Source organism: Pseudomonas sp. P5_109 (genome assembly GCF_034009455.1).
GTDB lineage: Bacteria > Pseudomonadota > Gammaproteobacteria > Pseudomonadales > Pseudomonadaceae > Aquipseudomonas.
In genome coordinates this window covers 2,852,366-2,873,243 of the sequence record NZ_CP125380.1, presented here as the reverse complement: position 1 = coordinate 2,873,243, position 20,878 = coordinate 2,852,366, and the positions used below count along the sequence as shown (strand labels likewise).

Here is a 20,878-nt window from a genome sequence, read left to right as displayed (position 1 = left end):
ACAGGTCGCGCCAGCTTCAGCGTAAGCGTCCGCCCAACTGACCTTGCGTTGTTAAGGGCCCGTGATTCTCGATGGGAAGACGGACAAGGAGCAATCAACAGCTGGCGCAAACCCGGCGGGTACTCCGTACCAGTCTCCGGATGTTTTCTTAGTGGGTAGCCATCCTCGTAACACACATTCCTGATGCCATCGCTTAGCGCCAAGGTGAGCGCGAACAAATTCCTTACATGTTTCTACATCTTCGAACGCGGCGTACAACGGCAACTTACATCGCCTTCCAATAATCGGCATCGGAATAATAAAAAGACCGATTACATGGAGAGTTTCAAATGCCCTTTACTCGTACTGTTCTAGCGTTGTCCCTCGGCCTGTTTTTTTTGCAGAGCCAGGCTCAGGCGGCGCCGCCGCTGTCGCTTACTAATGGCAACTCCGAGCTGACTGCGCAAATCAGTAATGCCTGGATTGAAATCAACAAGACCGCGTTAGAGCACAATATCCGAGCCCTGCAAGCGGAGCTCGCCGGCAAGTCGAAACTCTGTGCGGTACTAAAAGCCGACGCTTATGGTCATGGTATCGGGTTGGTGATGCCTTCGGTGATCGCGCTCGGTGTACCGTGTGTGGCGGTCGCCAGTAACGAAGAGGCGCGAGTGGTTCGCGAAAGCGGCTTTAAAGGTCAGTTAATCCGTGTTCGCACCGCTTCCTTGGGGGAGCTGGAAAATGCTCTGCAGTACAACATCGAGGAACTGGTTGGCAACCTCGATTTCGCCCGCCAGGCGGCCGATCTTGCACATAAACACGGTCGCAAACTGCAAGTGCACATCGGCCTCAACTCAAGCGGCATGAGCCGTAACGGCGTGGAAATGGCCACCGAACAGGGCAAGAAAGACGCCGTGGCAATCACAAAGGTACCGAATCTGGAAGTGGTCGCAATCATGACCCACTTCGCGGTGGAGGATAAGGACGACGTACGCAAGGGCCTGGCAACCTTCAATGAACAAGCGGCTTGGCTGATGGACGTGGCCCAGCTCGATCGCAAGAAAATCACCCTGCACGCGGCCAACTCCTTCGCCACCCTGGAAGTACCCGAATCGCGCCTGGACATGGTGCGCACGGGCGGCGCGTTGTTTGGCGATACCGTCATTTCGCGCACTGAATATCGGCGCGTGATGCAATTCAAGTCGCATGTGGCCTCGGTCAATAACTATCCCGCTGGAAACACAGTGGGTTACGACCGCACCTTCACCCTGACACGTGATTCGAAACTCGCCAACATCACGGTCGGTTACTCCGATGGGTATCGCCGCGTGTTCACCAATAAAGGCGTGGTATTGATCAATGGACATCGCGTGCCGGTGGTGGGCAAGGTTTCGATGAACACCGTGATGGTCGATGTCTCGGATGCACCCGACGTCAAGGCAGGTGATGAAGTAGTGCTGTTCGGCAAGCAAGGCGCAAACGAAGTCAGCCAGGCTGAAGTCGAAGAGATCAACGGTGCGCTTCTGGCCGACCTCTACACCGTCTGGGGCAGTGCCAACCCGAAAATACTGGTCGAGAAGTAATCCCACCACCATCGTAAATTACCGGGCACGCTCATTCGTGCACCGTTTTGCCAAGCGCGCAAAACCTCAAATGTATGGCAGGGACCGACAGGAGAGAGGTCGCATTCTCTTGTCGGAAGTTGACCATTATGTTTTTTTCCGCGCTGACTCAACGTATCGCCGATGTCGGCGCAGTCGCCTGAGATATTCACTACTGCGCCATGGTGTTTGATCACGCCCGCCCCCGGCGTTCGGAAGCGAAAGCGCACCTTATCTATCGTGCAGATGCTTCTTCAAGAACGACCGGGTTCGTTCGTGGACAGGGTTTTGCAGGATGTCTTCGGGTGCACCCTCCTCGACCACCACCCCGCCGTCCATGAAGACAATCCGGTCTGCCACTTCGCCGGCAAAACGCATTTCATGAGTGACGATCAACATCGTCATATGCTCCGCAGCGAGTTGCTTCATGACCAGGTTGACCTCTTCGACGAGCTCCGGGTCCAGTGCCGATGTCGCCTCGTCGAACAGCATGACTTTCGGCTGCATCGCCAGGGCCCTGGCTATGGCCACCCGCTGTTTCTGCCCGCCCGACAGGCGAGAAGGATATTCGTCGAACTTGCTGGCCAGGCCAACTTTTGACAAGTATTCCATTGCCAATTCACGAGACGCTTTTTTGCCGAGCCCCTTGAGCTTTACCGGGCCAAGGGCAATGTTTTCATACACGGTCAGGTGCGGAAACAGGTTGAAGTGCTGGAATACCATGCCCATCTGCTGCCGCACGGCATTGATGTGCTGTTCGAACGCACGACCTTTCAATGGCCGGTTGACTTGCTCGCCCTCCAGCCAGATCTCGCCGTCGTCGAGCACTTCCAGGTGATTGATCGAGCGCAGGAGCGTGCTCTTACCAGAACCGCTCGGGCCGATGATGGCGATGATTTGTCCGCGAGAGATGGAAAGATCGATGCCCTTGAGTACTTCAAGTGCTCCGTAAGCCTTGCGAGCGCCCTTCACTTCAACCATGAATTGCTTGCTGATCATCGTGACATCTCTACCTTGTTTTCGAGAAGATGCAGGCCGCCTTCCAGAACAAGATTGGCTGCATAGTAAATAACCGCAACAGTCAGATAAAACTCGAACGGACTATAGGTTTCGCTCACGGCAAGTTGCGCGCTGTACACCAACTCGGCAATACCGATGATGGAAACCAGGGAGGTGTCCTTCAACAGGACAATCAGGTTGTTTCCCAGTGGCGCAATAGTCCTGCGCAGCGCCTGCGGCACGATGATGTAACGCTGGGTCTGTCCACGGCTGAGGCCAATGGAGCGCGCACCTTCGATCTGCCCCGGGTCTACCGACACCACGCCGGCACGAATGACGTCGGCGTTGTAGACGGCAAAGTGCAAACTAAGACCAATGATGCCAGCCACCAGCGCGGGAATATCGATGCCTACTTGCACAAGACCATAATAAATCACGTACAACTGCAGAAGCAGTGGCGTGCCCATCAGCAACCAGGTCATGAAACGCACGGGCAGCGCCAACACCTTGGGCGCATAAAGAACAATGAGTGCAAAGGCTATCCCGGCCATCAAACTCAACAGGCTGGAACTTACAAACATCACGACCGTCCACCAAAGACCGGTCGCAAGCAGCTCGGAATAAGGTGTAACTATACTAAGATCCAGGCTTTGCATAGGAATGCTCTCACCTTGCCGCGAAGCGATTATCGAGATAGTCGACAATAAATCTGACCGAGTAGACCATCACGATGTAAAGCAATGCAGACACCATGAAAATCTCAAAAGGCTTGTACGTTGAACTGATAAAGCGTTGCGCTGTATATGAAAGTTCAACCACAGAGATCGTCGACACCAATGCAGAACCTTTGATAAGAGCGACAGCGTTCACTCCCAGCGGTCTTATCATCAGTTTTGCAGCTTGTGGCAGCGTGATGAACAATAAGGTTTGACCCCGCCCGAAACCAATTGAACGTGCCGCTTCTTCCTGGCCAGGGTCAATGTTGATGATAGCGCCCCGAATGGACTCGGCCATGTAGGCGGCGATATTCAGGCCCAGGCCGATGACGCCTGCCGCAAACGGCTCCAGCTCAAGTCCGATCTGCGGCCCGCCAAAGTAAATGATGAACAGCTGAACCAGGCAGGGAGTGCCGCGAAAAACGCTGATGTAGAGTCTGGCAAGGCATCGAAAGGCGAGAACAGTGGACAACCGGCCAGCCACGAGCACGATTGCGACCAGAAAACCAAGCAGAAGAGCAAGTACAGAGATCTGCACCGTAATCCAGGCCGCCTCCAGGAAAAACGGGAATGTGCGTTGTATGAGAGTCAGATCCATGAGCACGCTCGGAAAAGTCTGATTGGCTGGCTCGACAGTAAGTCGAGCCATGCTAAATACGCATTAGCGGATATCGTTGCCAATCCACTTCATCGAGATCTTTTCGTAGGTGCCATCGGCGAGCATGTCTTCAAGTGCCTTCTGCATCGTCGCCTTGAGTTCAGGGTTGTTCTTGCGCAGGGCAATGCCCATTCCCTCAAGAGCACCGTCGCTGTCCGGTGGCGTAATGATGCGAACCTTCTGCCCGGTTTCCTTGACGGCGACCAGCACCGGAACACTGTCCATCACAATCGCGTCGATACGCCCAGCCTCCAGGTCGACCAGCATTTCCGGAAGCCCCTTGTACGTTCTGACCTTCAGGTTGCCGCGGGCCCTCGCCCATTTATCGTGGGCGTCGCCGAGGGTCACGCCGACAGACACATCCTTGAGATCATCGAGGCTTTTGATCGAAGAATCTTCCTTCACTACGATCGTGCGGCCGGCATGGTAATAGGGCCCGACGAAATCCACGGCCTTCTGCCGTTCCGGGGTAATGGTCATGGAAGCGATGATGGCGTCATATTTTTTCGCCAGAAGACCTGCAATGATCCCGTCGAACGGCGTGGTGATGATCTTCACTTTTACCCCCATCCGCTCAGCCAGTGCCTCGCTGATGGAAGCATCGAATCCGACAATCTGGTTCTGCTCGTTGGCAAAGCTGAAGGGCGAGTATTGACCGCTCATCGCGATGCGGATTTCCTGGGAATCCTGGATCGACTTCAAATCATCAGCGTGAACAACCGAGGTGGAAAGTAGCGCCGCTGCCGCCACGGTAGAAGCGACAATCAAACCCTTGAGCTTTTTGGTTAGCATTGGATGGCACCTTGGAAGAATTGTTTTTTATTTTCTTGGAGTTATTCAGCCGGCCTTCATGAAAAGTCTTGCATAGGCACTTCTGGAAAGCACCCGGCAAGGTGTCAGCCTGCCTGACACATTGCCGGAGTTGGCCGACACTATGTCGGGCAGTCAAATCAGCGCAGTGCGGCCTTGAAACTTTCGTCCAGGACCTCGAGCAGAAAGTCAGCATTTGCCTGACTGAAAATCATCGACGGGCGCATCTTCAGGACATTGTCATGGGGGCCTTCAGTACCGATCAAAATGCCCCGCTCCCTGGCACCATCGGCCACTTGCCTGGCCAACTGCGTGGCCGGAACTTTGGTCTTGCGGTCCGTGACAAGTTCTATCCCGAGAAACAGACCCTGCCCACGCACATCGCCAATTGCATCGTAGCGCTGCTGCAACTTGCGGAAGCCGTCGAGCAGATAGTTGCCAATGGTCAGTGCGTTGAGTTTCAGGTTATCGCGCTCGATCACATCGAGTACCGAGAGCCCTACAGCACATGAAACCGGGCTGCCGGCGAAGGTATTGAAGTACTCCATGCCGTTGTTGAAACTGTCGGCAATTTCCCGCGTGGTCACCACCGCCGACATCGGATGGCCATTGCCAATGGGCTTGCCCATGGACACTGCATCGGGAACCACACCCTGGGTTTCAAAAGCCCACCAGTGGCTGCCTACACGACCAAAGCCGACCTGGACTTCGTCAGCCAGGCAAAGACCGCCCTCGGCACGGACCATTGCATAGACTTCTTTCAAGTAGTTTTCCGGGAAGAACAGTTGCCCGGCGACACTGGGAATGGACTCCGCCAGGAAGAACGCCGGCGCCCTGCCCTGCTTGCGCATGAGCTCGATCTGATCCGCCACGCTCTCGGCGTAACGCTTGCCGAGTTCCTCGAACGCCCACTGATCCAAACCACGGTAGGCATCCGGGACGGCCGCCTCGAACACATGGTCTGCGCGCCCTTTACCGGCTTTACGCTTGTACTTGTAGGGGCTGAGGTCGATCAATTCCTGGGTAGTGCCGTGGTAAGCCCAATCCAGCACGATCGCATCGTTACGCCCGGTGTGATTGCGCGCCATACGCAGCATGAGGCTGTTGGCTTCACTTCCCGAGCAACCGAAGGAAGCCACCGCCAGACCTTCAGGCAAAGTGGCGGTGAGCCGCTCCGCATACTCGACGATATTGTCGTGCAGGTAACGCGTGTTGGTGTTCAGGCGTGAGGCCTGCCGGGAAAGTGCTTGCACCACATCCGGATGAGAGTGGCCGAGATGGCAGACGTTATTGAAGCAGTCCAGATACGCCCTGCCAAAGTTATCGATCAACCAGACCCCGTCACCGCGAACGAACTTGATCGGGTCCGAATAGGAGATCGACAGGTTTGGCAGCAACAGCTCCTTGCGCTTGGCGACAAGCTCGGCCTTGGTGCGTCCGTCCTGGCTGTAGGTTTCCGCAGGAATCCCCGCGAGGGTCGATGCATCGGGGAACAGGTCCGCCCATACCTCAAGATAAGCCCGCTCACCCACACCGATGAACTCGCCCGCTTTCAGCCCGGTGTCGGTGGACATCTGAAAATGCACATGGGGGATCCACCCGCCATTTTCCGTATCCGCCCCCATGTATCCCACCAGCGCGCCAGCCTCCAGGCGGTCCCCGGGCTTGAGCCGCGCCAGGGCTTCATGCGCCATGTGCCCCCACAGCGTCAGGAATGGCGGGCACCCCTCAGGCGAGTGCTTGAGCATGATCAAGCCGCCATAACCCAGCGGCTCATGCTCGACCTCGACGCTCTGCACCACGCCGGCAACCGGCGTATAGAGCGGCGTGCCGGCGGGCATGATCAAGTCGACACCGACGTGAATGATCCGACGCTGCCCTTCGATGAATCGCGACTCAAACGCCGTGTCGGTGTAGATGGTCCGTTCCTCGCCCCATGGCCCGATGCCGAGCGGCACCTTGTGCTCGGCAGAAAAATCACTCCACCACTGGGTTGCCTGCGCTGGACGCCGCTCGGCTGAAGCGATGGTCATCACATGCGAAGCGTCGCCGAACGGGGCAATGGCCTTGTTCATGGTCGCCGCCGATGGACGCACGATATCGGCGAAGGACTTGCAGTTTTCAGCCACCCAGCGGCGCACCGCCCCCGCGCCTTCGATCGCGTCAAAACCGCAGGCTTTGCGCAGGATCGCCGTCGCCAGCCGCGGGTTCATGCGATCCATCCTTTCCAGCAGTCGCCAGGCCGGCGCTTCGCTGATGCCAAGGTAGGGATTGTCTTGCGTGCGGTCGCAGCGCGAGGCCGACAAGGTGACACTGGTGACCAGGCGCATCGCAATGAGATTGAAGAGGACGTCAAGCTCCTCCGGCTGCAGAGGGTACTTGTCATGGAAACCGGCAGTGAGGGCGGCGGCCGCGCCGATCGGGTCTTCCATGTCGAGAATGGAATAGGCGCAGGTAATGGCGACTTCGGCAATCAGGATCGTATGGACCGCATCGCCAAAATCGATGACGCCCGAGACGCTCTGGTGATTGTGCGAATCGACGAGGATGTTCCAGTCATTGCCGTCATTGTGAATGACTTGCGCACGCAGACGCGAAAGCTTCGGCTGGACGCGTTGTTCGAAGTTCTCAATGAAGCGTTCCAGGATGGCCCTTCTGCCAGGATCTGTGACGAAGTGCAGGCGTGAGCGCGAACGTGCGGCGTGACGCAAATCCCAGTCGAGATCACGCACCGCGCCCGGATGAATGAAGCCCTGAAGTGCACGGTCGATTTCACCGAACGACTGGCCCAGGCTGCGCATCAATTCGAACGTACGCTCGACCTCGGCCAGCGGCGTACCGTGCAACCAGCTCACCAGGCGCACCGCATGGGTTTCGCCCGAGGGCGCTACCGCAGTGGCGAGGTATTCACCGGCAAGGCTTTTCTTCAGAAAAGGCACGGTAAGCTCGGGGTTGTGAGTGGCGAGATGACTGAGAATGGCCGTCTGAAACTCGCTTTCAACGCGCGGCTCGGTCGAGTTGACGACCTTCAGAATCCATCCCGCATCGGTTCCTGTGTTCAACCGGTAGTTGCGGTCGCGCTCGCCATCCAGCGGCGTGGCCGTACCAATAACGTTGAAAAGCTGCTCACTGAGTTTTTCGGCATCCCCGGTCGAGAACTGGGGGGCAGGATGCGAGAGATTTGTCATGGTAGTTGTTTTCCAAGCCATTTTTTTCAGATAGCTTGGCACGCAACGCCCGGGACGGCAGTAGGTATACGGTCGGCTTGCGCCTGCATATTGCCGGAATCGACCGGCACAATTTCGGCAGCAAAATTAGGGAGTTCTGATGCGCGACCTGGACACGAAAGACCGCGAAATTCTCGAAATTCTTTCCAAGGAAGCCCGGATTGCCCTGAAGGCTTTGGCAGCGAGAATCGGGCTTTCAAGAAGCGCGACCAGCGAACGGGTCATCAACCTTGAACGCAATGGCGTGATCAGGGGATACCGCGCGGACATCGGTGAAATCGACGCCAACGTGATTCGCGCCATCCTGCTGGTCTGCCTCAAGCGCACGCCTGCAATGGGCCTGCTGGATCTACTGGCGCAAAACTCGCAGGTCCGGCGCGTGTCCTCGGTCAGTGGCCAACTCGACCTGGTCATCGAGATCGAATCACGAACCATCGATGACCTGAACCGGGTCAGAGATGCCGTCGCCAGTCATGATTATGTTGAGGACATTACTACCGCTGTTGTTCTGCGGCGCGATATTGATCGGCAGAGTTCCTGATTTGTTTGGGGGAGAAATTGCACTGCATTTGATCAGGCGTTTGCGTTCGACTTGATCAGTCATTTGCATTCGTTCTGACCACCCATTGCATCGGATTTGACCCGCTTGCTTCGTGGGCATGAGCGGCAGAGAACGGCTGAAGCGGTCGTTCGACTGATCAGACAAGGTGGTAAGGCTGGCATCTTTTCCAGCGACAGGGACGAACGCATGACAGAGGTCTACCAGGGAAGCAGCCTTTGCATATCGATCATGTTATGCGCTACTTATTACGCTAAACCAGTGAGTCATAGTTCTGGACGTTCGCCCCGAAACGATTCAAAAAAGGATATCGATGAGGGATGAGCAATTACTCTTCAAGTGATGCGAGGACTTCGCTTTAGTCGAGGCACCCAATTGCTTAGGATGGCGCATGCCCTATCACATTATCTTGCTCGTACTTTTTGCAGCGCTCTTGCATGCCAGCTGGAATGCCGCATTGCGCGGTGGCGCCGACAGACTTTGGTCGATGACGATCATGTGCGTGGCGGTAGCCATTGCCAGCATCGCGATAGCCTTGTTTTTGGAAGCTCCGGCCCAAGCCAGCTGGTTCTACGCAGCGCTTTCAGCGGTGCTGCACGTTGGCTACAACTTGTTCCTGGTGCGCAGCTATAAGGTTGGAGACCTTGGGCAAACTTACCCTATATCTCGGGGCTCCTCGCCTATCCTGATTACCCTCGCGGCTTCGGTTTTTGCCGGAGAAACGGTTGGGCCAGTCGCGATGATCGGCATTTTACTGGTGTCAGGCGGAATCATTTCGCTGGCCTTTAGAGGGCGCAAGCTTGCCGTTCCCAGTCTGCCTTACGCCCTGGGAACCGGTTGTTTCATTGCGGCTTATAGCGTGACGGATGGCATTGGCGTCCGCCTGTCCGGCGCGCCGATGGCATACACGGTATGGATGTGCGCCTTGTGGGGCATCTTGATGCCTTTGGTGTATGTCGGCGTGCGCGACGCGAAGAGTTTATTTACCTTCCGACCGGGGTTCATGTCGGCCTTCGTTGGAGGTCTGGTCTCACTTCTGGCCTATGGCATCGTCATCTACGCCATGTCCGCCGCGCCCATGGGAGCGGTGTCTGCATTGCGCGAAACCAGCGTGTTGTTCGCGGCATTGATCGGATATTTTTTCTTGGGCGAAACACTGACTGCCCGAAAGATATTGGCATGCGCGGTGATTGCTGTCGGGACGATCATCATTGGCTGACGGCAGGGGCGCAAAGCCGAGGTCAGCTATGGGCTCGGTTACAGCCCTTCGCGATAGGCAACTACCGGCCGATTCTGTTGAAAAAGTCGGCCATGGTTTCCACGGGAGAAAAGTACGCGTTTGAGATTGAAATCTTTACTTTAAGCAGAGGATTCCCGGGCTCAGATTTCGCGCAGCTGCGCGCAAAAAAGGCATTTTCAGCAGTCAGTACGCGGGCAGTCTGGAAGGACCGACTTTTTCAACACAATCGGCCAGAAGCTGCCCTTCATCAACGGCAGCAATGGCCAAAAGGGGGCAATCGTTTACGGTGAAACGTTGCTCCAGACGGATATAACACTCTATTCGATAACCCGCCCGATCAGATCGTTGCCTTGGCTGATGTGCCGTGAAGATATTGCCTCGCAATAGCTTTCATCTGCTCTGAGGACATGGCTGCGCCATGTCCTCCGTGAATGCACTGCACCTCCAGATCGATCAAACGTTGCATCGTCTGACGGTAAAGAGTCTGGTTCGAGCAAGGCAGGTTATCGACCAAACCACCGATATAAATGACGTCACCACTGAAAAGCACACCTGCCGATTCGTCGAACAGGCCAATCGAACCACGAGAGTGACCGGGTAAATGAAGTACCCGTAGCTGTTTGTCTCCCAGATCGATGATGTCACCCTCCTCCACGGTCTGAGTCAATGGAGCCGGCCTGATGCAGTAGTGCTCCGGCGACCAGTTCAGGCACGGTGATTGCTCCACTGCGCCCGGCAAGCTGCGAAACACATGGGCCAAGGTGTCCTGATCAACCATGCAGGCAAAGTCTTCCGCCTCAGCCGGATGCCCAAGTCGTGTTTCGAACTCATGGAAACCGCCAACATGGTCAGCATGAATATGGGTCGCCACCGCAACAAGCCGCTTACCTTCTTCCAGAGCCAGGGCCGGTCGTAACGGAACCAACCCCATGCCGAAATCAATCACCAGATCGGCATCGCGCCCTCGCACGTGAAAGAGGTTAGCGGCAAAGTAGCGGTGCACATGAGGCTCGCTCAAGCGCGTAATGCCATTGCCCAGATCCTGCCTTTGGTACCATTCATCCCTCATGGGGCACCTCAATGCAGAAGCTGGCCAAGAAAGCGCTGGGTTCGTTCGTGGCTTGGCTGGGTAAATATTTGATCAGGCGAACCGCACTCGACAATTTGACCTGCGTCCATGAAGACAACCTTGTCAGCCACCTTGCGAGCAAAGCCCATTTCGTGGGTAACACACACCATGGTCATCCCTTCTTCCGCCAGTTGAACCATGGTGTCGAGCACCTCTTTGATCATCTCCGGGTCCAGCGCCGAGGTCGGTTCATCGAACAGCATCACCCTGGGATTCATGCACAAGGCTCGTGCAATGGCGACTCGCTGCTGTTGGCCACCCGAGAGTTTGGCTGGATAGCACTGGGCTTTGTCCGGGATGCGTACCCGCTCCAGGTAATGCATGGCCAGTTCCTCTGCTTCTCGACGAGGCATCTTGCGTACCCAGCGTGGCGCCAGTGTGCAGTTCTCAAGAATGGTGAGGTGGGGGAATAGATTGAAGTGCTGAAACACCATACCCACTTCGCTACGCACCCGATCGATGCGTTTGAGCTGGCCGGTAAGCTCCACACCGTCGACGACGATGCGTCCTTCCTGGTGTTCCTCCAGGCGATTGATGCAGCGAATCAGGCTGGACTTGCCGGAACCGGAGGGCCCGCAAATGACTACCCGTTCGCCCTGCTGGACATCCAGATCAATATTTTTCAGTACCTGGAACGCCCCGTACCATTTGCCAAGCCCCCGAATTTCCACCGCAGTTGGCTGAATCTTGGCAAGCTCGACTGGCGTATCAATGGACAGTTTCATGGTGTCTCCTGTTTTGCCGAAAAGCCGCCCTTAGCGGTAGCCATTGGAAAGAACGCGTTCGACGCGCATCTGCAAGCCCGTCAATACCGAGACCAGCAACATGTAGTAAACCAGCGCGGCGCTGTACCACTCCATAAACTGAAAGCTCGTGGCAATTGCAAACTGAGTGGTGGTCATCAATTCATTCAAAGAGATGATGGTCGCCAGAGAAGTCGCCTTGAGCAGTGAGATGAACTCGTTAACCAAAGCGGGTAGCGCAATACGTAAGGCTTGCGGCAACACCACCAGCATGAACACTTGCCATCGATGCAGACCCAATGCCGCTGCGCCTTCGCGCTGGCCGCTGCTCACCGCAGCAAATGCACTGCGAAATATCTCGGTCAGATAGGCGATCTGTATCAGCGACAGAGCAATGAACGCCGCCAGAAAAGGCGTGAACCAGCCGCCACGAAAACTGGGGAACAGTTGCGGTAGCCCATTCCAGATAAACAGCAAGACCAGCAACGCCGGAGCACCACGGAACAACCACACATAACTGGCCATCGACCAGCGCACGCCGCGCCGCGACGAAGTTGCACAGGAGCCGGTGAACAGCGAAACGCCCATCGACAACGCCATCACGCCAACCGACAACACCAGGGTCAGCAGCGCCCCTTTAGCCAGCGGCCAGCCGAATACGGCGTCCAGGAATAACGAAGAATCAAACACCATGACGCTCACCCTTACTGCTGAGCCAATTGGACGTCTGTCGACTGGGTCGGCAGATTCCACTTGGCGAGCAGCGTTTTCAGCTCACCACTTTGCTGCAAGGCACCCAACGCATCGTTGAGTTTTTGCAAATCGGCAGTGTTCTTGCGCAGGTAAAGTCCAAACAGGTCAGTGTCGGGATAGGTATAGGTAATCTGCAGTCTCCCAGGTACCTGGGTACTGCGATAAGCCGCCGTTGTATCCTGGGTGATCGTCGCCGTTACTCGCCCTACGAGAACTTGCTGGATAACCGCCGAAGCCGACGGGTACGTCTGCATGCTGATGGGCTTACGACCGCTTTCTATCAGCTGTTTGTTGAGAGCCTTTACCGTGTCTTCGTAGGTGGTGCCCGCCTCGATAGCGATCACCTTGCCGCTCAGATCTTCCGGTTTGCGGGTTTGCTCATCCTGTGCCGACGTCACCATGACCTTGGACGATTTGAAATAGCCAACACCGTCGTAGCGCTTCAAGCGTTCGCTAGTAAGGGTCATGCCGCTGGCAACAACATCACAACGTTCTGAGTCGAGAGACGGCAACAAACCTTTGAAATCGCCCACAACCAACTGGAGTTTTACGCCCCAGTGTTTGGCCAGCGCAGCCATGACATCCACCTCAAAACCAACCATCTGGGTGTCGCCTGGCTTGGCGTAGAACTCCATCGGTGGAAACTCGCCGGCCGTACAGACTTTTAATGTGTCGCCCTGAGCGAACGAAGGTTTCGTGCTACTCATATCAGCTGCAACGGCCAAGCTGCTGGCCATACCCATACCCAAACCCAGAAAAATTGCGGCTACTTGGTTCATGACATTTCTCTTGTTGTTTTGGTGGTTTAGAGGAGGAATGCGGTAACGCAGGGCAATGGTGCTGGCGACAAAGAAGGCAAACAAGCTAAACTTTTTATAGGGTTATTCTTTAGAAAAACTGAAATATAGGCGTGACGATGGCACTCCCACCTCTCCATAGTTTTCGGGTATTCGAATGTGTCGCACGACTGGGCAACATTGCCGCGGCGGCGGTGGAGTTACATGTCACCACGGGCGCAATCAGTCAGCAGCTTCGGGTTCTGCAAAGCGGTCTGGGTAAGGAATTATTCGAGAAGCAAGGTCGACGACTGGTCCTGACCGACAATGGCCGCCTGTTGCAACATCGGGTAGCCAACGCGATTTGCGAAATCCAAGATGGGGTGCGCCAGCTATCCAGTGAACGTCAGGGAGAACGGCAGAAAATCGAACTGACGCTTTCTATCCCCAGCGTGCATGGCGTAACTTGGCTTGCCACGCGGCTTTTCGCGTTCATGGATGACAATCCGCACATCAAGTTGAATGTCATCACCGCAAGTTACTTCAATACAGTCGATTGGCGGCGGGCCGATCTGGCCGTGATTTACGGCGTCCCTCCCTGGCCTGGCTTCTGGTGGCGATTACTGCACGGGATCCGCATGACACCGGTATGTAGCCCCCAACTATTGCGCGGCCCCAAGGCCATTCGAAGCGTGTCCGACCTGGCTCATTATCGTTTGCTTCATGAAGACGATGGCGCGCAGTGGCGACGCTGGCTGTCCGAGGCACGCTTTGGGCAATCGAGTGACTCGGATATTTACTTCGATGATTTCGGCATGGTTCTGCAAGCTGCTCGCGATGGGTATGGCGTGGCACTCAGCGACGAGGTTGTGTCCGCCCGCGATCTGGATGAAGGCCGACTGGTACAGCCTCTCGCCCTTGCCGTGCCAGCTTTGCAGAACTATTACTGCGTGTGCAGCGAAGGTAATCGCGATCGTGAGGAAGTGAGCAATTTCATCGAGTGGTTGATTGCGCAATCGCAACTACCTGTTACGCCCCAGGTGTAAATAGCTTTTCGTAGGAAGCCGGCTCATGCGACAGCGTGACGGCTTCGGCGTGGCGCTGAGCGATGAAGTCGTCTCCGCCTGCGATCTCGATGAAGGACGATTAGTGCGTCCGCTGCCGATCTCGGCGCCGGCGGTGCACAATTACTATGTTGCCTGTTCCAAAGGAACGCGCGAACGCCCGGAAATCCCGGCGTTCATCGACTGATTACTCTCTAAGGCAGGGCAGCCCGATCAGTAACCGTAGACACGACCATCAGTGAACTGGATGTTGGTAAGAATGCTGATGTCCTTCTCCACCTTATAAAGCTCGGAACTCTTGATCAGTTCCGGATCGCTGAAGGCTTCACCCTTGGCTCGCCCGGCATGGATCAGGACCATCTTGTCGCGGATCGCCCGCACGTCGGCGTATGTCATGGCTGGCACCCTGGTTGGGTCCTCGTCAGCGTGAGCGCCATAGATGGCGGTCTGCTCATTGATCACCTTCAGCGTGGCATCGAGAGAAGCGACGTAGTCCTTCAGGTTCCCCGCCAAGAGCCAGGACGGATAGACGTGGTCCCCCGCCAGAAGGATGTTGTGCGTTTCATCGAAGAGCGCCACTTCATCCTGCGTGTGACCGGGTACGCTGATCAGGCGCACCTTGAGGCCGCCCAGGTCGATCGTCTCGTCGGGCTTAATCAGTCGCGCCACCTTGAAGGGCGGCACCACCATATGATCTATGTTGCCCAGGTAAACCGGCTCGGGAACACGGTAGAAGTCATCTTTGCCCTTGAACTGACGAGTGAAGGGCATATCCACCAGGTAGATGCTCTGAAAGTTGTGCAAGCCGCCAAGGTGATCGAAGTGCAGGTGTGAAGGCAGCAACGAGAGCGGCTTGTCCGTGATATTGCGCACCACCGAAGTGATGTCTTCTTTCTGGTTCGCGCCCGAATCAAACATCAGCGCCCGATCCGTCCCCACCAACAAGTACGAATAGTTCTTCTGGTAGTAGTTGGGCTCGCCGATGGCGTAGAGGAAGTCCGTTAACTTATGCACCACAAAGGCCGGGGTTTGCCCCGTGGAGGTTTCCTGTGCCTGAGTGGCGAATGGGACGCAAAGGATGGTGAAGGAATACAGGGTCAGGGCTTTTACGAACTTGTGCATGGAGTGCGGACCTTTTCTCTTGTTGTCATCGGATGGCAGAGTACTTTCTGCAGTGCCTATCTCACTGGCTGACGGTTCGCACATCAATGGATGATTTTTAAAGCCGGACACTTCAGTTCAACTAAAGCGTGCGGCGAATACTCAGTACCCATTTCGCTCCCTGAAAGTAAAAGTCGAATTTCGATCCCGTTAAGTCGACTGAGCGCAGCTGAGCTACACAGCCTCGCCCCTCCAAGATATCCATCAAATGAATAATGCATGTGCAAACATGTGATTTCCATAACCCCTGTGGATTGGAGAATATTTGCCCATCGAAACCAGTCATCTCCAAAGGGGAATGCCATGTTCAGTAAGGCAGTAGCTCTCGCACTAATCCCGGTGGGTACCGCGTTGCTGGCAGGTGCAGTCCTGCCCTTCCAGGCTGCCAGCAATGCAGCCGTCGGCCGAGCGTTAGGGCACCCGCTCTGGGGGGCGTTAACTTCGCTGTTCGTCAGTGCCGTTGTGGTGGTGATTGCGCTGTTGGTCCTACGTGTATCTGCGCCTGATGTTGGCAAGGCTTTGCAGGGATCCTGGTGGTTATGGATCGGTGGCATTTTGGGCGCCGTGTACGTAGGCAGCGCAACTGCCATCACTCCCCAGCTAGGGGCTAGCGGTTTTCTACTGCTCGTCGTAGCGGGACAAATTTTGGCTTCAGTCCTGGTTGACCATTACGGACTGATGGGACTCCCCAACAAACCGATCACTTTCACTCGAGTGGCAGGCGTCGTGCTCATCTTTGGTGGTGTGTTGCTAGTCCAGGGCATCGGCACGCCAACGGTTGAGAACAGCGCTACCCAAATCAGCAAGTAACCCGCCTTACCCGTTATATGAAAACCCGCAACGCAACCGCAACTTTCTGACTCACGATAGGAGAAACAAAGATGAACTTCGTAAAACTTCAGTTCAGCGATGGCCGTTCCGATGTTGAAGGTATCGACAGCGTCAACGCTGTATTGCGCAGCGTAGGTGTGCGCGCCAGCACTGTCTCGATACCCGAAGAAGCCAAGCCGATACTCAAAGCATCGCTGGTTGACGCCATCAGCGAAGAAGATCAAAACAAGCTGCTTTCGATATTCAGTCTCAACCGCGCTGAATTGTTGGAGCAAATCCACCTCGCAGGCCGCACTCCTGAGGTACACCGTGGTGGTTACCTGGGTACCCGCGAGGGAGATACAGCGCCCTATCCAAAAGTTTACGACATGAAAGCCATGACCCCAGAGATGCGGACTTGGGCTCTGAATCGTTATGGGCGTCTTCATGTAAACACTTCGGACAATGGCGCGGGCATTGATGAGGTGATGACGGTTGTATCCGGTGGTGCTTTCACCTGGATGTTTGTACTGCCGGATGGCGTCCTTGCGCGCTTGACCGTGCATGAGATCAATCCTCAAGGGCCTGCGGTGCGCCTCAGCTATCCAGGCTTTGGCATGCACGCCGGCTACATGGATCCGCACCAGGGCGTAATTGTGGCTTATGCCCATGGGCCGGAAAGCTTCACTATTCGCTTCGATGAATCAAGCGTGCCGCATGCCGAGTTGCTCGATACCAATCCTTGGGTCGACTTCTCGGGTGAAGTGCCTCAACTGTTTTCCAAGATCAGCTAAGTCGTCGAGCTTGGCGCACGCATCGTGGAGAGCTCCCATCTAAAGATCGGAAATTTGGATGGGGACTCAAGTAAGTGATTCCGACAGGAGGATCGTTATGCGCAGTTTTTCAATTCAACGTATAGACCATGTTGTTTTACGGGTACAGAACATCGAGCACAGCCTGGCTTTCTACACATCTATACTTGGATGTGATGTCAAAAAGCGCCGTGACGACCTTGGCATGATTCATCTGAGCGCAGGGACATCCATGATTGACCTGGTTGATGTGAAAGGGCCGATCGGTCGTCAGGGTGGTCAGCCGGCGGGTAAGCAAAGACACAACGTCGATCACTTTTGCCTTCGGGTTGAGCCGTTTGATGAACAAGCCATTCTCCGCCACTTGGCTGATGCCGGTGTATCTGCTGAAAAGGCAGTGATGCGCTATGGAGCAGAGGGAACAGGCTTGTCGATTTACCTGAATGACCCTGATGATAATCAAATCGAGTTGAAAGGCCCTGCTCTGCAATCCTGATGAAATTCGTCAGGTAGACGGGCAAGTAACTATCGAGTTAGTCGTGATGGAGCACAGCTTGGCTGCTCTGGTTTGACGTCAGCCTGGCTGAGAGCATTTGAAGACTGCCTCGCGCAACCAGCGATGTGCGGCGTCACCCTCTTTCCTGGAATGCCAGGCCTGCTGATAGGCAAATCGGGGGATATCAATGGGCGGTTCGAATTGCCGTAGCGATTTGTGGTTTCGCATCGGGCCTACCGCGCGACTGGCAACCGTAAGAATCAAATCGGTACCAGCAAGTACTTCGACCGCAGCGCTCCAGTGTGGCAAAGCCAAGGCAATGTGACGCTTTAAGCCTCGGGTGGCCAACGCTTGCTCGATTTCGTCATTCGCGTCAGGGCGAAGCGCGAGCATTACATGTGGGCGAGTTAGCCAATCGTTCAGTGAAAGACCGCCCTGCGCGGGCAACACTTTTTTATCAGCAAGACTGATGAACCCTTCGAAAAAGAGATCTTGAAGCGCAATGGCATCCGGAACCTCGGGAAAGATACCCAATGCAAGGTCGAGTTCGCCATCCAAAAGCTGAGAAATCATCATTTCTCGACTTGCCTGGCTGATAGCCAAATCAATACCTGGAGCTTCTTGACGAACCTTCTGGGTAAGCCGAGGTAGAAGGATTCGCGCTGCATAGTCCGATAGCGACAATCTGAAACGGCCCTTTGCCGTTGATGGCTCAAATGACGGAGCGCCCAACAGCGAGTTCAAGTTGCCCAAAGCATCCTGAAGCGGCTGAGCCAGAGCTTGTGCCCTCGCCGTTAAAACCATGGACCCGTTTCGCCGTATGAGCAAAGGGTCATCGAAATGGGCTCTGAGCAAGCCGAGCGCGTGGCTGACTGCTGGCTGGCTTTTATGCAGCCGTACTGATGCTCGCGTGACGTGCTTCTCGGCCAGTAACGCATGAAGCGTTACCAGCATGTTGAGGTCAATCCTGCGCAGTTCATCCATAGAATGAATACTCGAGTCGCAAAGTAGTGGTTTTCATCAATTTACCACATGAACTGTTACCCCCGCCGAGCGCTGATCGGCATGTTTAACGGAGAACTTTATGCTAGGCAAAACTGCCCTTTATCTTTTTCTACCCTTACTGACAGCCTTCATGGCAGGCACGCTGATTCCGGTACAAGCCGCTAGCGGCGCCACGCTGGGACGCATGCTTGGCCACCCTTTATGGGGAGCCGCTGTCGCGCTCAGCATCGGCGTCGTTGCGATATTGGTAGCTGTCATCCTTATGCGCTTGCCCGTGCCTGACTTCCAAAGTGCAGTAAGCGGCCCGTGGTGGATGTGGATCGGTGGTGTGACAGGGGCCATTTACGTGGCTACTTCCTTAGCGCTACTTCCAAGAGTCGGAGCGAGCGGTTTCCTCCTGTGTGTAATAGCCGGTCAGATGATTGCAGCGATGCTACTCGACCACTTTGGCCTGCTCGGATTGACGGAAAAGCCAGCAAGTTTTGGGCGCTTTTTGGGTGTGGGAATCATGCTGCTTGGTCTCGTCGTAGCACAGTTCAACAGTCCTGGTGTTTCACAGACTGTGTCGAAGGACAAAGAAGTGCTGACAGAGCAAGCGTCGAATAGAAATACGTCGAATTAACAAGGATACAAGGGGTATCGCTTGAGTCGACTGGCGGCTGTACATCCAGCTAATCGAAGTGGCCTGCTCCTGGCGTCCGCTTTGGCCGTTTTCTGCCGGTGCTGACCGGCAACTATGGGTCGTTCTCTGCCCGGTATTGCCATGGAGCATCCTGGTCAAATCCGATGCAAATGACAGGTCAAGTCGAATGCAAATGGGTAGGCAAGTCTGTGAAATCACCTACCTTGAGGGAGAAAACTCAAGACCGACTCCCCCCCCTCAATTCATGATCAATCCGGCAACAGTGTTTATCCCGCCGACCGATTTTTACCCCCCCGCCAAACACCTAACATTGGCTCTACCCAAGTGAGTAAAGCCAACCAAGCGCAACCCACTCACGCGGGAAAAATCGTCCCAGGAATAACGCTCCGACCCCGAGGTAAAGATCATGAAACTGCTAAAAATCGCACTCTTGCTTACGCTTGCCGCCACCGGCACCCAGGCCTTTGCAGATGACATCCACTCCACTGCCGCAACCAGCCAGGCACCGGTTGAAACCTACACATACGGCACAAAGCTCGATATCAAACGCGTCATCGAAGTCTCGGAAATCGCCAATGAATGCGGACCGGTCCCGGCGCGCATGACCTACGAAGATTCCCAGGGTCAACGCCGTACCATCGAGTATCAAGTGATGGGCAGCGGTTGTTCGAACGGGTGAGCACTGTACGGGCGCTGGAGGGTCGACACTCCATGCGTGCTGCGCCAGCCACATCGCTACACCGATGCACCGACAATTTTTTCATCAGACGCCAGCAACCCGGGAATGGAGTGCTTCAGGAATTCCACCCAGGTTTTTATTTTTGCATCGACGAACTTGCGTGAAGCGTAGATCGCAAACAGGTTCAACTCTTCCAGCCGATACTCCGGCAATACCCGCACCAGCGTCCCCGCCCGCAGGCCTTCGACGGCCGACGCGATCGGCTGGATGCCAATGCCCATTCCGTTCTTGATCGCGAAGGTCATGGCGTCCGCCGTGTTGACGTGGAAGGGCGACACCGGCGTGCTGAACGTTTCTATCCCTTGCGGGCCTTCAAACACCCAGTTCTCCGATGGCATGACCGTGTTGACGATGCGCAGGCAATCATGGCCGTCGAGTTCACCGGGCGAGCCGGGAACCCCGCGTTTTGCCAGGTACGCCGGCGAGGCGCAGAGAATGCTGTAGGTGATACCCAGCCGCTGGGCGACAAAGCCGGAATCGGGCAGGTCTCGCGCCAGCACGATCGACATGTCGTAGCCCTCCTCCAGCAAATCCGGCAGGCGATTGGTCACGGTCAGGTCGAACAACACCGAAGGGTAGGTTTCCCGGTAGCGGGCGATGGCGCCGATCACGTAGTGGTTGCCGATGGCCGACATGGCGTGGATTTTCAGGCGGCCGGCGGGCATGACCTGGGCCGTGCCCGCCTCGGCATCGGCTTCGCGCATGTCCTCCAGTATCCGCTCGCAGCGCTGCAGGTAGCGTACACCGGCTTCGGTCAACGCCAGGCGTCGGGTGGTGCGGTTGATCAGGCGCGTTTGCAGGCGGGCCTCCAGGCTGGAAACGGCTTTGGATACGTTGGTCGTGGTGGTGTCCAACATCGTGGCCGCCGCGGTGAAGCTGCCGCTTTGGGCAACCGCGGCGAAACAGCGCAGGGTCTGCAAAACATCCATCGGTGTCACCTCAAGGGGTAGGCGGTCCTGTG

At 55.7% G+C, this 20,878-nt stretch carries 22 protein-coding genes; 10 read left to right on the top strand and 12 right to left on the bottom strand.

The window, feature by feature from the left end:
- Positions 1–329: 329 nt before the first annotated feature.
- On the top strand, positions 330–1,559 hold the full coding sequence (gene alr, locus QMK54_RS13095; RefSeq protein ID WP_223595820.1) for an alanine racemase: 1,230 nt from the start codon (positions 330–332) through the stop codon (positions 1,557–1,559).
- 249 nt (positions 1,560–1,808) lie between these two features.
- On the opposite strand, the gene QMK54_RS13090 is transcribed toward alr, so the two are convergent.
- From QMK54_RS13090 to QMK54_RS13070, 5 genes are all read right to left on the bottom strand, one after another.
- A complete protein-coding gene (locus QMK54_RS13090; RefSeq protein WP_320402668.1) occupies positions 1,809–2,576 on the bottom strand; it encodes an amino acid ABC transporter ATP-binding protein in 768 nt (255 codons plus the stop codon).
- On the bottom strand, positions 2,573–3,232 hold the full coding sequence (locus QMK54_RS13085; RefSeq protein ID WP_223595822.1) for an amino acid ABC transporter permease: 660 nt from the start codon (positions 3,230–3,232) through the stop codon (positions 2,573–2,575). The genes QMK54_RS13090 and QMK54_RS13085 overlap by 4 nt, the downstream gene beginning before the upstream one ends.
- 10 nt (positions 3,233–3,242) lie before the next feature.
- Positions 3,243–3,890, bottom strand: a complete 648-nt coding sequence (locus QMK54_RS13080) for an amino acid ABC transporter permease (protein WP_110657990.1) — start codon at positions 3,888–3,890, stop codon at positions 3,243–3,245.
- A 63-nt stretch (positions 3,891–3,953) separates the two neighbouring features.
- Positions 3,954–4,742, bottom strand: a complete 789-nt coding sequence (locus QMK54_RS13075) for an ABC transporter substrate-binding protein (protein WP_320402667.1) — start codon at positions 4,740–4,742, stop codon at positions 3,954–3,956.
- A gap of 158 nt (positions 4,743–4,900) precedes the next feature.
- On the bottom strand, positions 4,901–7,948 hold the full coding sequence (locus tag QMK54_RS13070) for an aminotransferase class III-fold pyridoxal phosphate-dependent enzyme (protein WP_320402666.1): 3,048 nt from the start codon (positions 7,946–7,948) through the stop codon (positions 4,901–4,903).
- A 139-nt stretch (positions 7,949–8,087) separates the two neighbouring features.
- On the opposite strand from QMK54_RS13070, the gene QMK54_RS13065 reads away from it, so the two are divergent.
- On the top strand, positions 8,088–8,528 hold the full coding sequence (locus QMK54_RS13065) for an Lrp/AsnC family transcriptional regulator (protein ID WP_007975212.1): 441 nt from the start codon (positions 8,088–8,090) through the stop codon (positions 8,526–8,528).
- 409 nt (positions 8,529–8,937) lie between these two features.
- Positions 8,938–9,765: a DMT family transporter gene (locus QMK54_RS13060; RefSeq protein WP_223595836.1), complete on the top strand. Its 828-nt coding sequence runs from the start codon at positions 8,938–8,940 to the stop codon at positions 9,763–9,765.
- A gap of 358 nt (positions 9,766–10,123) precedes the next feature.
- On the opposite strand, the gene QMK54_RS13055 is transcribed toward QMK54_RS13060, so the two are convergent.
- From QMK54_RS13055 to QMK54_RS13040, 4 genes are read right to left on the bottom strand one after another with little or no spacing between them, the layout of a single operon-like run.
- Positions 10,124–10,855, bottom strand: a complete 732-nt coding sequence (locus QMK54_RS13055; RefSeq protein ID WP_320402665.1) for an MBL fold metallo-hydrolase — start codon at positions 10,853–10,855, stop codon at positions 10,124–10,126.
- Between the two features lie 8 nt (positions 10,856–10,863).
- Positions 10,864–11,640, bottom strand: coding sequence for an amino acid ABC transporter ATP-binding protein (locus tag QMK54_RS13050; RefSeq protein WP_320402664.1), 777 nt, complete (start codon positions 11,638–11,640; stop codon positions 10,864–10,866).
- Between the two features lie 30 nt (positions 11,641–11,670).
- Positions 11,671–12,351 carry an amino acid ABC transporter permease gene (locus QMK54_RS13045; protein ID WP_320402663.1) on the bottom strand — a complete coding sequence of 227 codons (681 nt, stop codon included), beginning with the start codon at positions 12,349–12,351 and terminating at the stop codon, positions 11,671–11,673.
- A gap of 11 nt (positions 12,352–12,362) precedes the next feature.
- Complete coding sequence (locus tag QMK54_RS13040; RefSeq protein WP_320402662.1) at positions 12,363–13,190, bottom strand: ABC transporter substrate-binding protein; 828 nt, start codon at positions 13,188–13,190, stop codon at positions 12,363–12,365.
- Positions 13,191–13,327: 137 nt separating this feature from the next.
- Here QMK54_RS13040 and QMK54_RS13035 point away from each other — a divergent pair, with 137 nt between their 5' ends.
- Both QMK54_RS13035 and QMK54_RS13030 read left to right on the top strand, forming a co-directional pair.
- Positions 13,328–14,233: a LysR substrate-binding domain-containing protein gene (locus QMK54_RS13035; RefSeq protein ID WP_320402661.1), complete on the top strand. Its 906-nt coding sequence runs from the start codon at positions 13,328–13,330 to the stop codon at positions 14,231–14,233.
- Between the two features lie 25 nt (positions 14,234–14,258).
- Positions 14,259–14,438, top strand: coding sequence for a hypothetical protein (locus tag QMK54_RS13030; protein ID WP_320402660.1), 180 nt, complete (start codon positions 14,259–14,261; stop codon positions 14,436–14,438).
- Positions 14,439–14,464: 26 nt separating this feature from the next.
- Here QMK54_RS13030 and QMK54_RS13025 read toward each other — a convergent pair whose 3' ends face one another.
- Positions 14,465–15,373 carry an MBL fold metallo-hydrolase gene (locus QMK54_RS13025; protein WP_320402659.1) on the bottom strand — a complete coding sequence of 303 codons (909 nt, stop codon included), beginning with the start codon at positions 15,371–15,373 and terminating at the stop codon, positions 14,465–14,467.
- Positions 15,374–15,715: 342 nt separating this feature from the next.
- Here QMK54_RS13025 and QMK54_RS13020 point away from each other — a divergent pair, with 342 nt between their 5' ends.
- The 3 genes from QMK54_RS13020 (at position 15,716) to QMK54_RS13010 (ending at position 17,530) form a co-directional block, all read left to right on the top strand.
- Positions 15,716–16,222: a DMT family transporter gene (locus QMK54_RS13020; RefSeq protein ID WP_320402658.1), complete on the top strand. Its 507-nt coding sequence runs from the start codon at positions 15,716–15,718 to the stop codon at positions 16,220–16,222.
- A gap of 71 nt (positions 16,223–16,293) precedes the next feature.
- Complete coding sequence (locus tag QMK54_RS13015) at positions 16,294–17,016, top strand: hypothetical protein (protein WP_320402657.1); 723 nt, start codon at positions 16,294–16,296, stop codon at positions 17,014–17,016.
- 97 nt (positions 17,017–17,113) lie between these two features.
- Positions 17,114–17,530, top strand: a complete 417-nt coding sequence (locus QMK54_RS13010) for a VOC family protein (protein ID WP_320402656.1) — start codon at positions 17,114–17,116, stop codon at positions 17,528–17,530.
- A gap of 78 nt (positions 17,531–17,608) precedes the next feature.
- Here QMK54_RS13010 and QMK54_RS13005 read toward each other — a convergent pair whose 3' ends face one another.
- A complete protein-coding gene (locus QMK54_RS13005) occupies positions 17,609–18,514 on the bottom strand; it encodes a LysR family transcriptional regulator (RefSeq protein WP_320402655.1) in 906 nt (301 codons plus the stop codon).
- A 100-nt stretch (positions 18,515–18,614) separates the two neighbouring features.
- Between QMK54_RS13005 and QMK54_RS13000 the strand changes: the two genes are divergently transcribed.
- Complete coding sequence (locus tag QMK54_RS13000) at positions 18,615–19,157, top strand: DMT family transporter (protein ID WP_320402654.1); 543 nt, start codon at positions 18,615–18,617, stop codon at positions 19,155–19,157.
- 427 nt (positions 19,158–19,584) lie between these two features.
- Positions 19,585–19,857 (top strand): DUF2790 domain-containing protein, encoded by a 273-nt coding sequence (locus QMK54_RS12995; RefSeq protein WP_320402653.1) that lies wholly within the window; start codon positions 19,585–19,587, stop codon positions 19,855–19,857.
- 56 nt (positions 19,858–19,913) lie between these two features.
- Here QMK54_RS12995 and QMK54_RS12990 read toward each other — a convergent pair whose 3' ends face one another.
- Positions 19,914–20,846, bottom strand: coding sequence for a LysR family transcriptional regulator (locus tag QMK54_RS12990; RefSeq protein ID WP_110659903.1), 933 nt, complete (start codon positions 20,844–20,846; stop codon positions 19,914–19,916).
- Positions 20,847–20,878 lie beyond the last annotated feature (32 nt).

Bases quoted from the DNA above. Each gene is read 5' to 3' on its own strand.
- alr (WP_223595820.1), top strand. From the start codon at position 330: ATGCCCTTTACTCGTACTGTTCTAGCGTTGTCCCTCGGCCTGTTTTTT.
- QMK54_RS13090 (WP_320402668.1), bottom strand. From the start codon at position 2,576: ATGATCAGCAAGCAATTCATGGTTGAAGTGAAGGGCGCTCGCAAGGCT.
- QMK54_RS13085 (WP_223595822.1), bottom strand. From the start codon at position 3,232: ATGCAAAGCCTGGATCTTAGTATAGTTACACCTTATTCCGAGCTGCTT.
- QMK54_RS13080 (WP_110657990.1), bottom strand. From the start codon at position 3,890: ATGGATCTGACTCTCATACAACGCACATTCCCGTTTTTCCTGGAGGCG.
- QMK54_RS13075 (WP_320402667.1), bottom strand. From the start codon at position 4,742: ATGCTAACCAAAAAGCTCAAGGGTTTGATTGTCGCTTCTACCGTGGCG.
- QMK54_RS13070 (WP_320402666.1), bottom strand. From the start codon at position 7,948: ATGACAAATCTCTCGCATCCTGCCCCCCAGTTCTCGACCGGGGATGCC.
- QMK54_RS13065 (WP_007975212.1), top strand. From the start codon at position 8,088: ATGCGCGACCTGGACACGAAAGACCGCGAAATTCTCGAAATTCTTTCC.
- QMK54_RS13060 (WP_223595836.1), top strand. From the start codon at position 8,938: ATGCCCTATCACATTATCTTGCTCGTACTTTTTGCAGCGCTCTTGCAT.
- QMK54_RS13055 (WP_320402665.1), bottom strand. From the start codon at position 10,855: ATGAGGGATGAATGGTACCAAAGGCAGGATCTGGGCAATGGCATTACG.
- QMK54_RS13050 (WP_320402664.1), bottom strand. From the start codon at position 11,640: ATGAAACTGTCCATTGATACGCCAGTCGAGCTTGCCAAGATTCAGCCA.
- QMK54_RS13045 (WP_320402663.1), bottom strand. From the start codon at position 12,351: ATGGTGTTTGATTCTTCGTTATTCCTGGACGCCGTATTCGGCTGGCCG.
- QMK54_RS13040 (WP_320402662.1), bottom strand. From the start codon at position 13,190: ATGAACCAAGTAGCCGCAATTTTTCTGGGTTTGGGTATGGGTATGGCC.
- QMK54_RS13035 (WP_320402661.1), top strand. From the start codon at position 13,328: ATGGCACTCCCACCTCTCCATAGTTTTCGGGTATTCGAATGTGTCGCA.
- QMK54_RS13030 (WP_320402660.1), top strand. From the start codon at position 14,259: ATGCGACAGCGTGACGGCTTCGGCGTGGCGCTGAGCGATGAAGTCGTC.
- QMK54_RS13025 (WP_320402659.1), bottom strand. From the start codon at position 15,373: ATGCACAAGTTCGTAAAAGCCCTGACCCTGTATTCCTTCACCATCCTT.
- QMK54_RS13020 (WP_320402658.1), top strand. From the start codon at position 15,716: ATGTTCAGTAAGGCAGTAGCTCTCGCACTAATCCCGGTGGGTACCGCG.
- QMK54_RS13015 (WP_320402657.1), top strand. From the start codon at position 16,294: ATGAACTTCGTAAAACTTCAGTTCAGCGATGGCCGTTCCGATGTTGAA.
- QMK54_RS13010 (WP_320402656.1), top strand. From the start codon at position 17,114: ATGCGCAGTTTTTCAATTCAACGTATAGACCATGTTGTTTTACGGGTA.
- QMK54_RS13005 (WP_320402655.1), bottom strand. From the start codon at position 18,514: ATGGATGAACTGCGCAGGATTGACCTCAACATGCTGGTAACGCTTCAT.
- QMK54_RS13000 (WP_320402654.1), top strand. From the start codon at position 18,615: ATGCTAGGCAAAACTGCCCTTTATCTTTTTCTACCCTTACTGACAGCC.
- QMK54_RS12995 (WP_320402653.1), top strand. From the start codon at position 19,585: ATGAAACTGCTAAAAATCGCACTCTTGCTTACGCTTGCCGCCACCGGC.
- QMK54_RS12990 (WP_110659903.1), bottom strand. From the start codon at position 20,846: ATGGATGTTTTGCAGACCCTGCGCTGTTTCGCCGCGGTTGCCCAAAGC.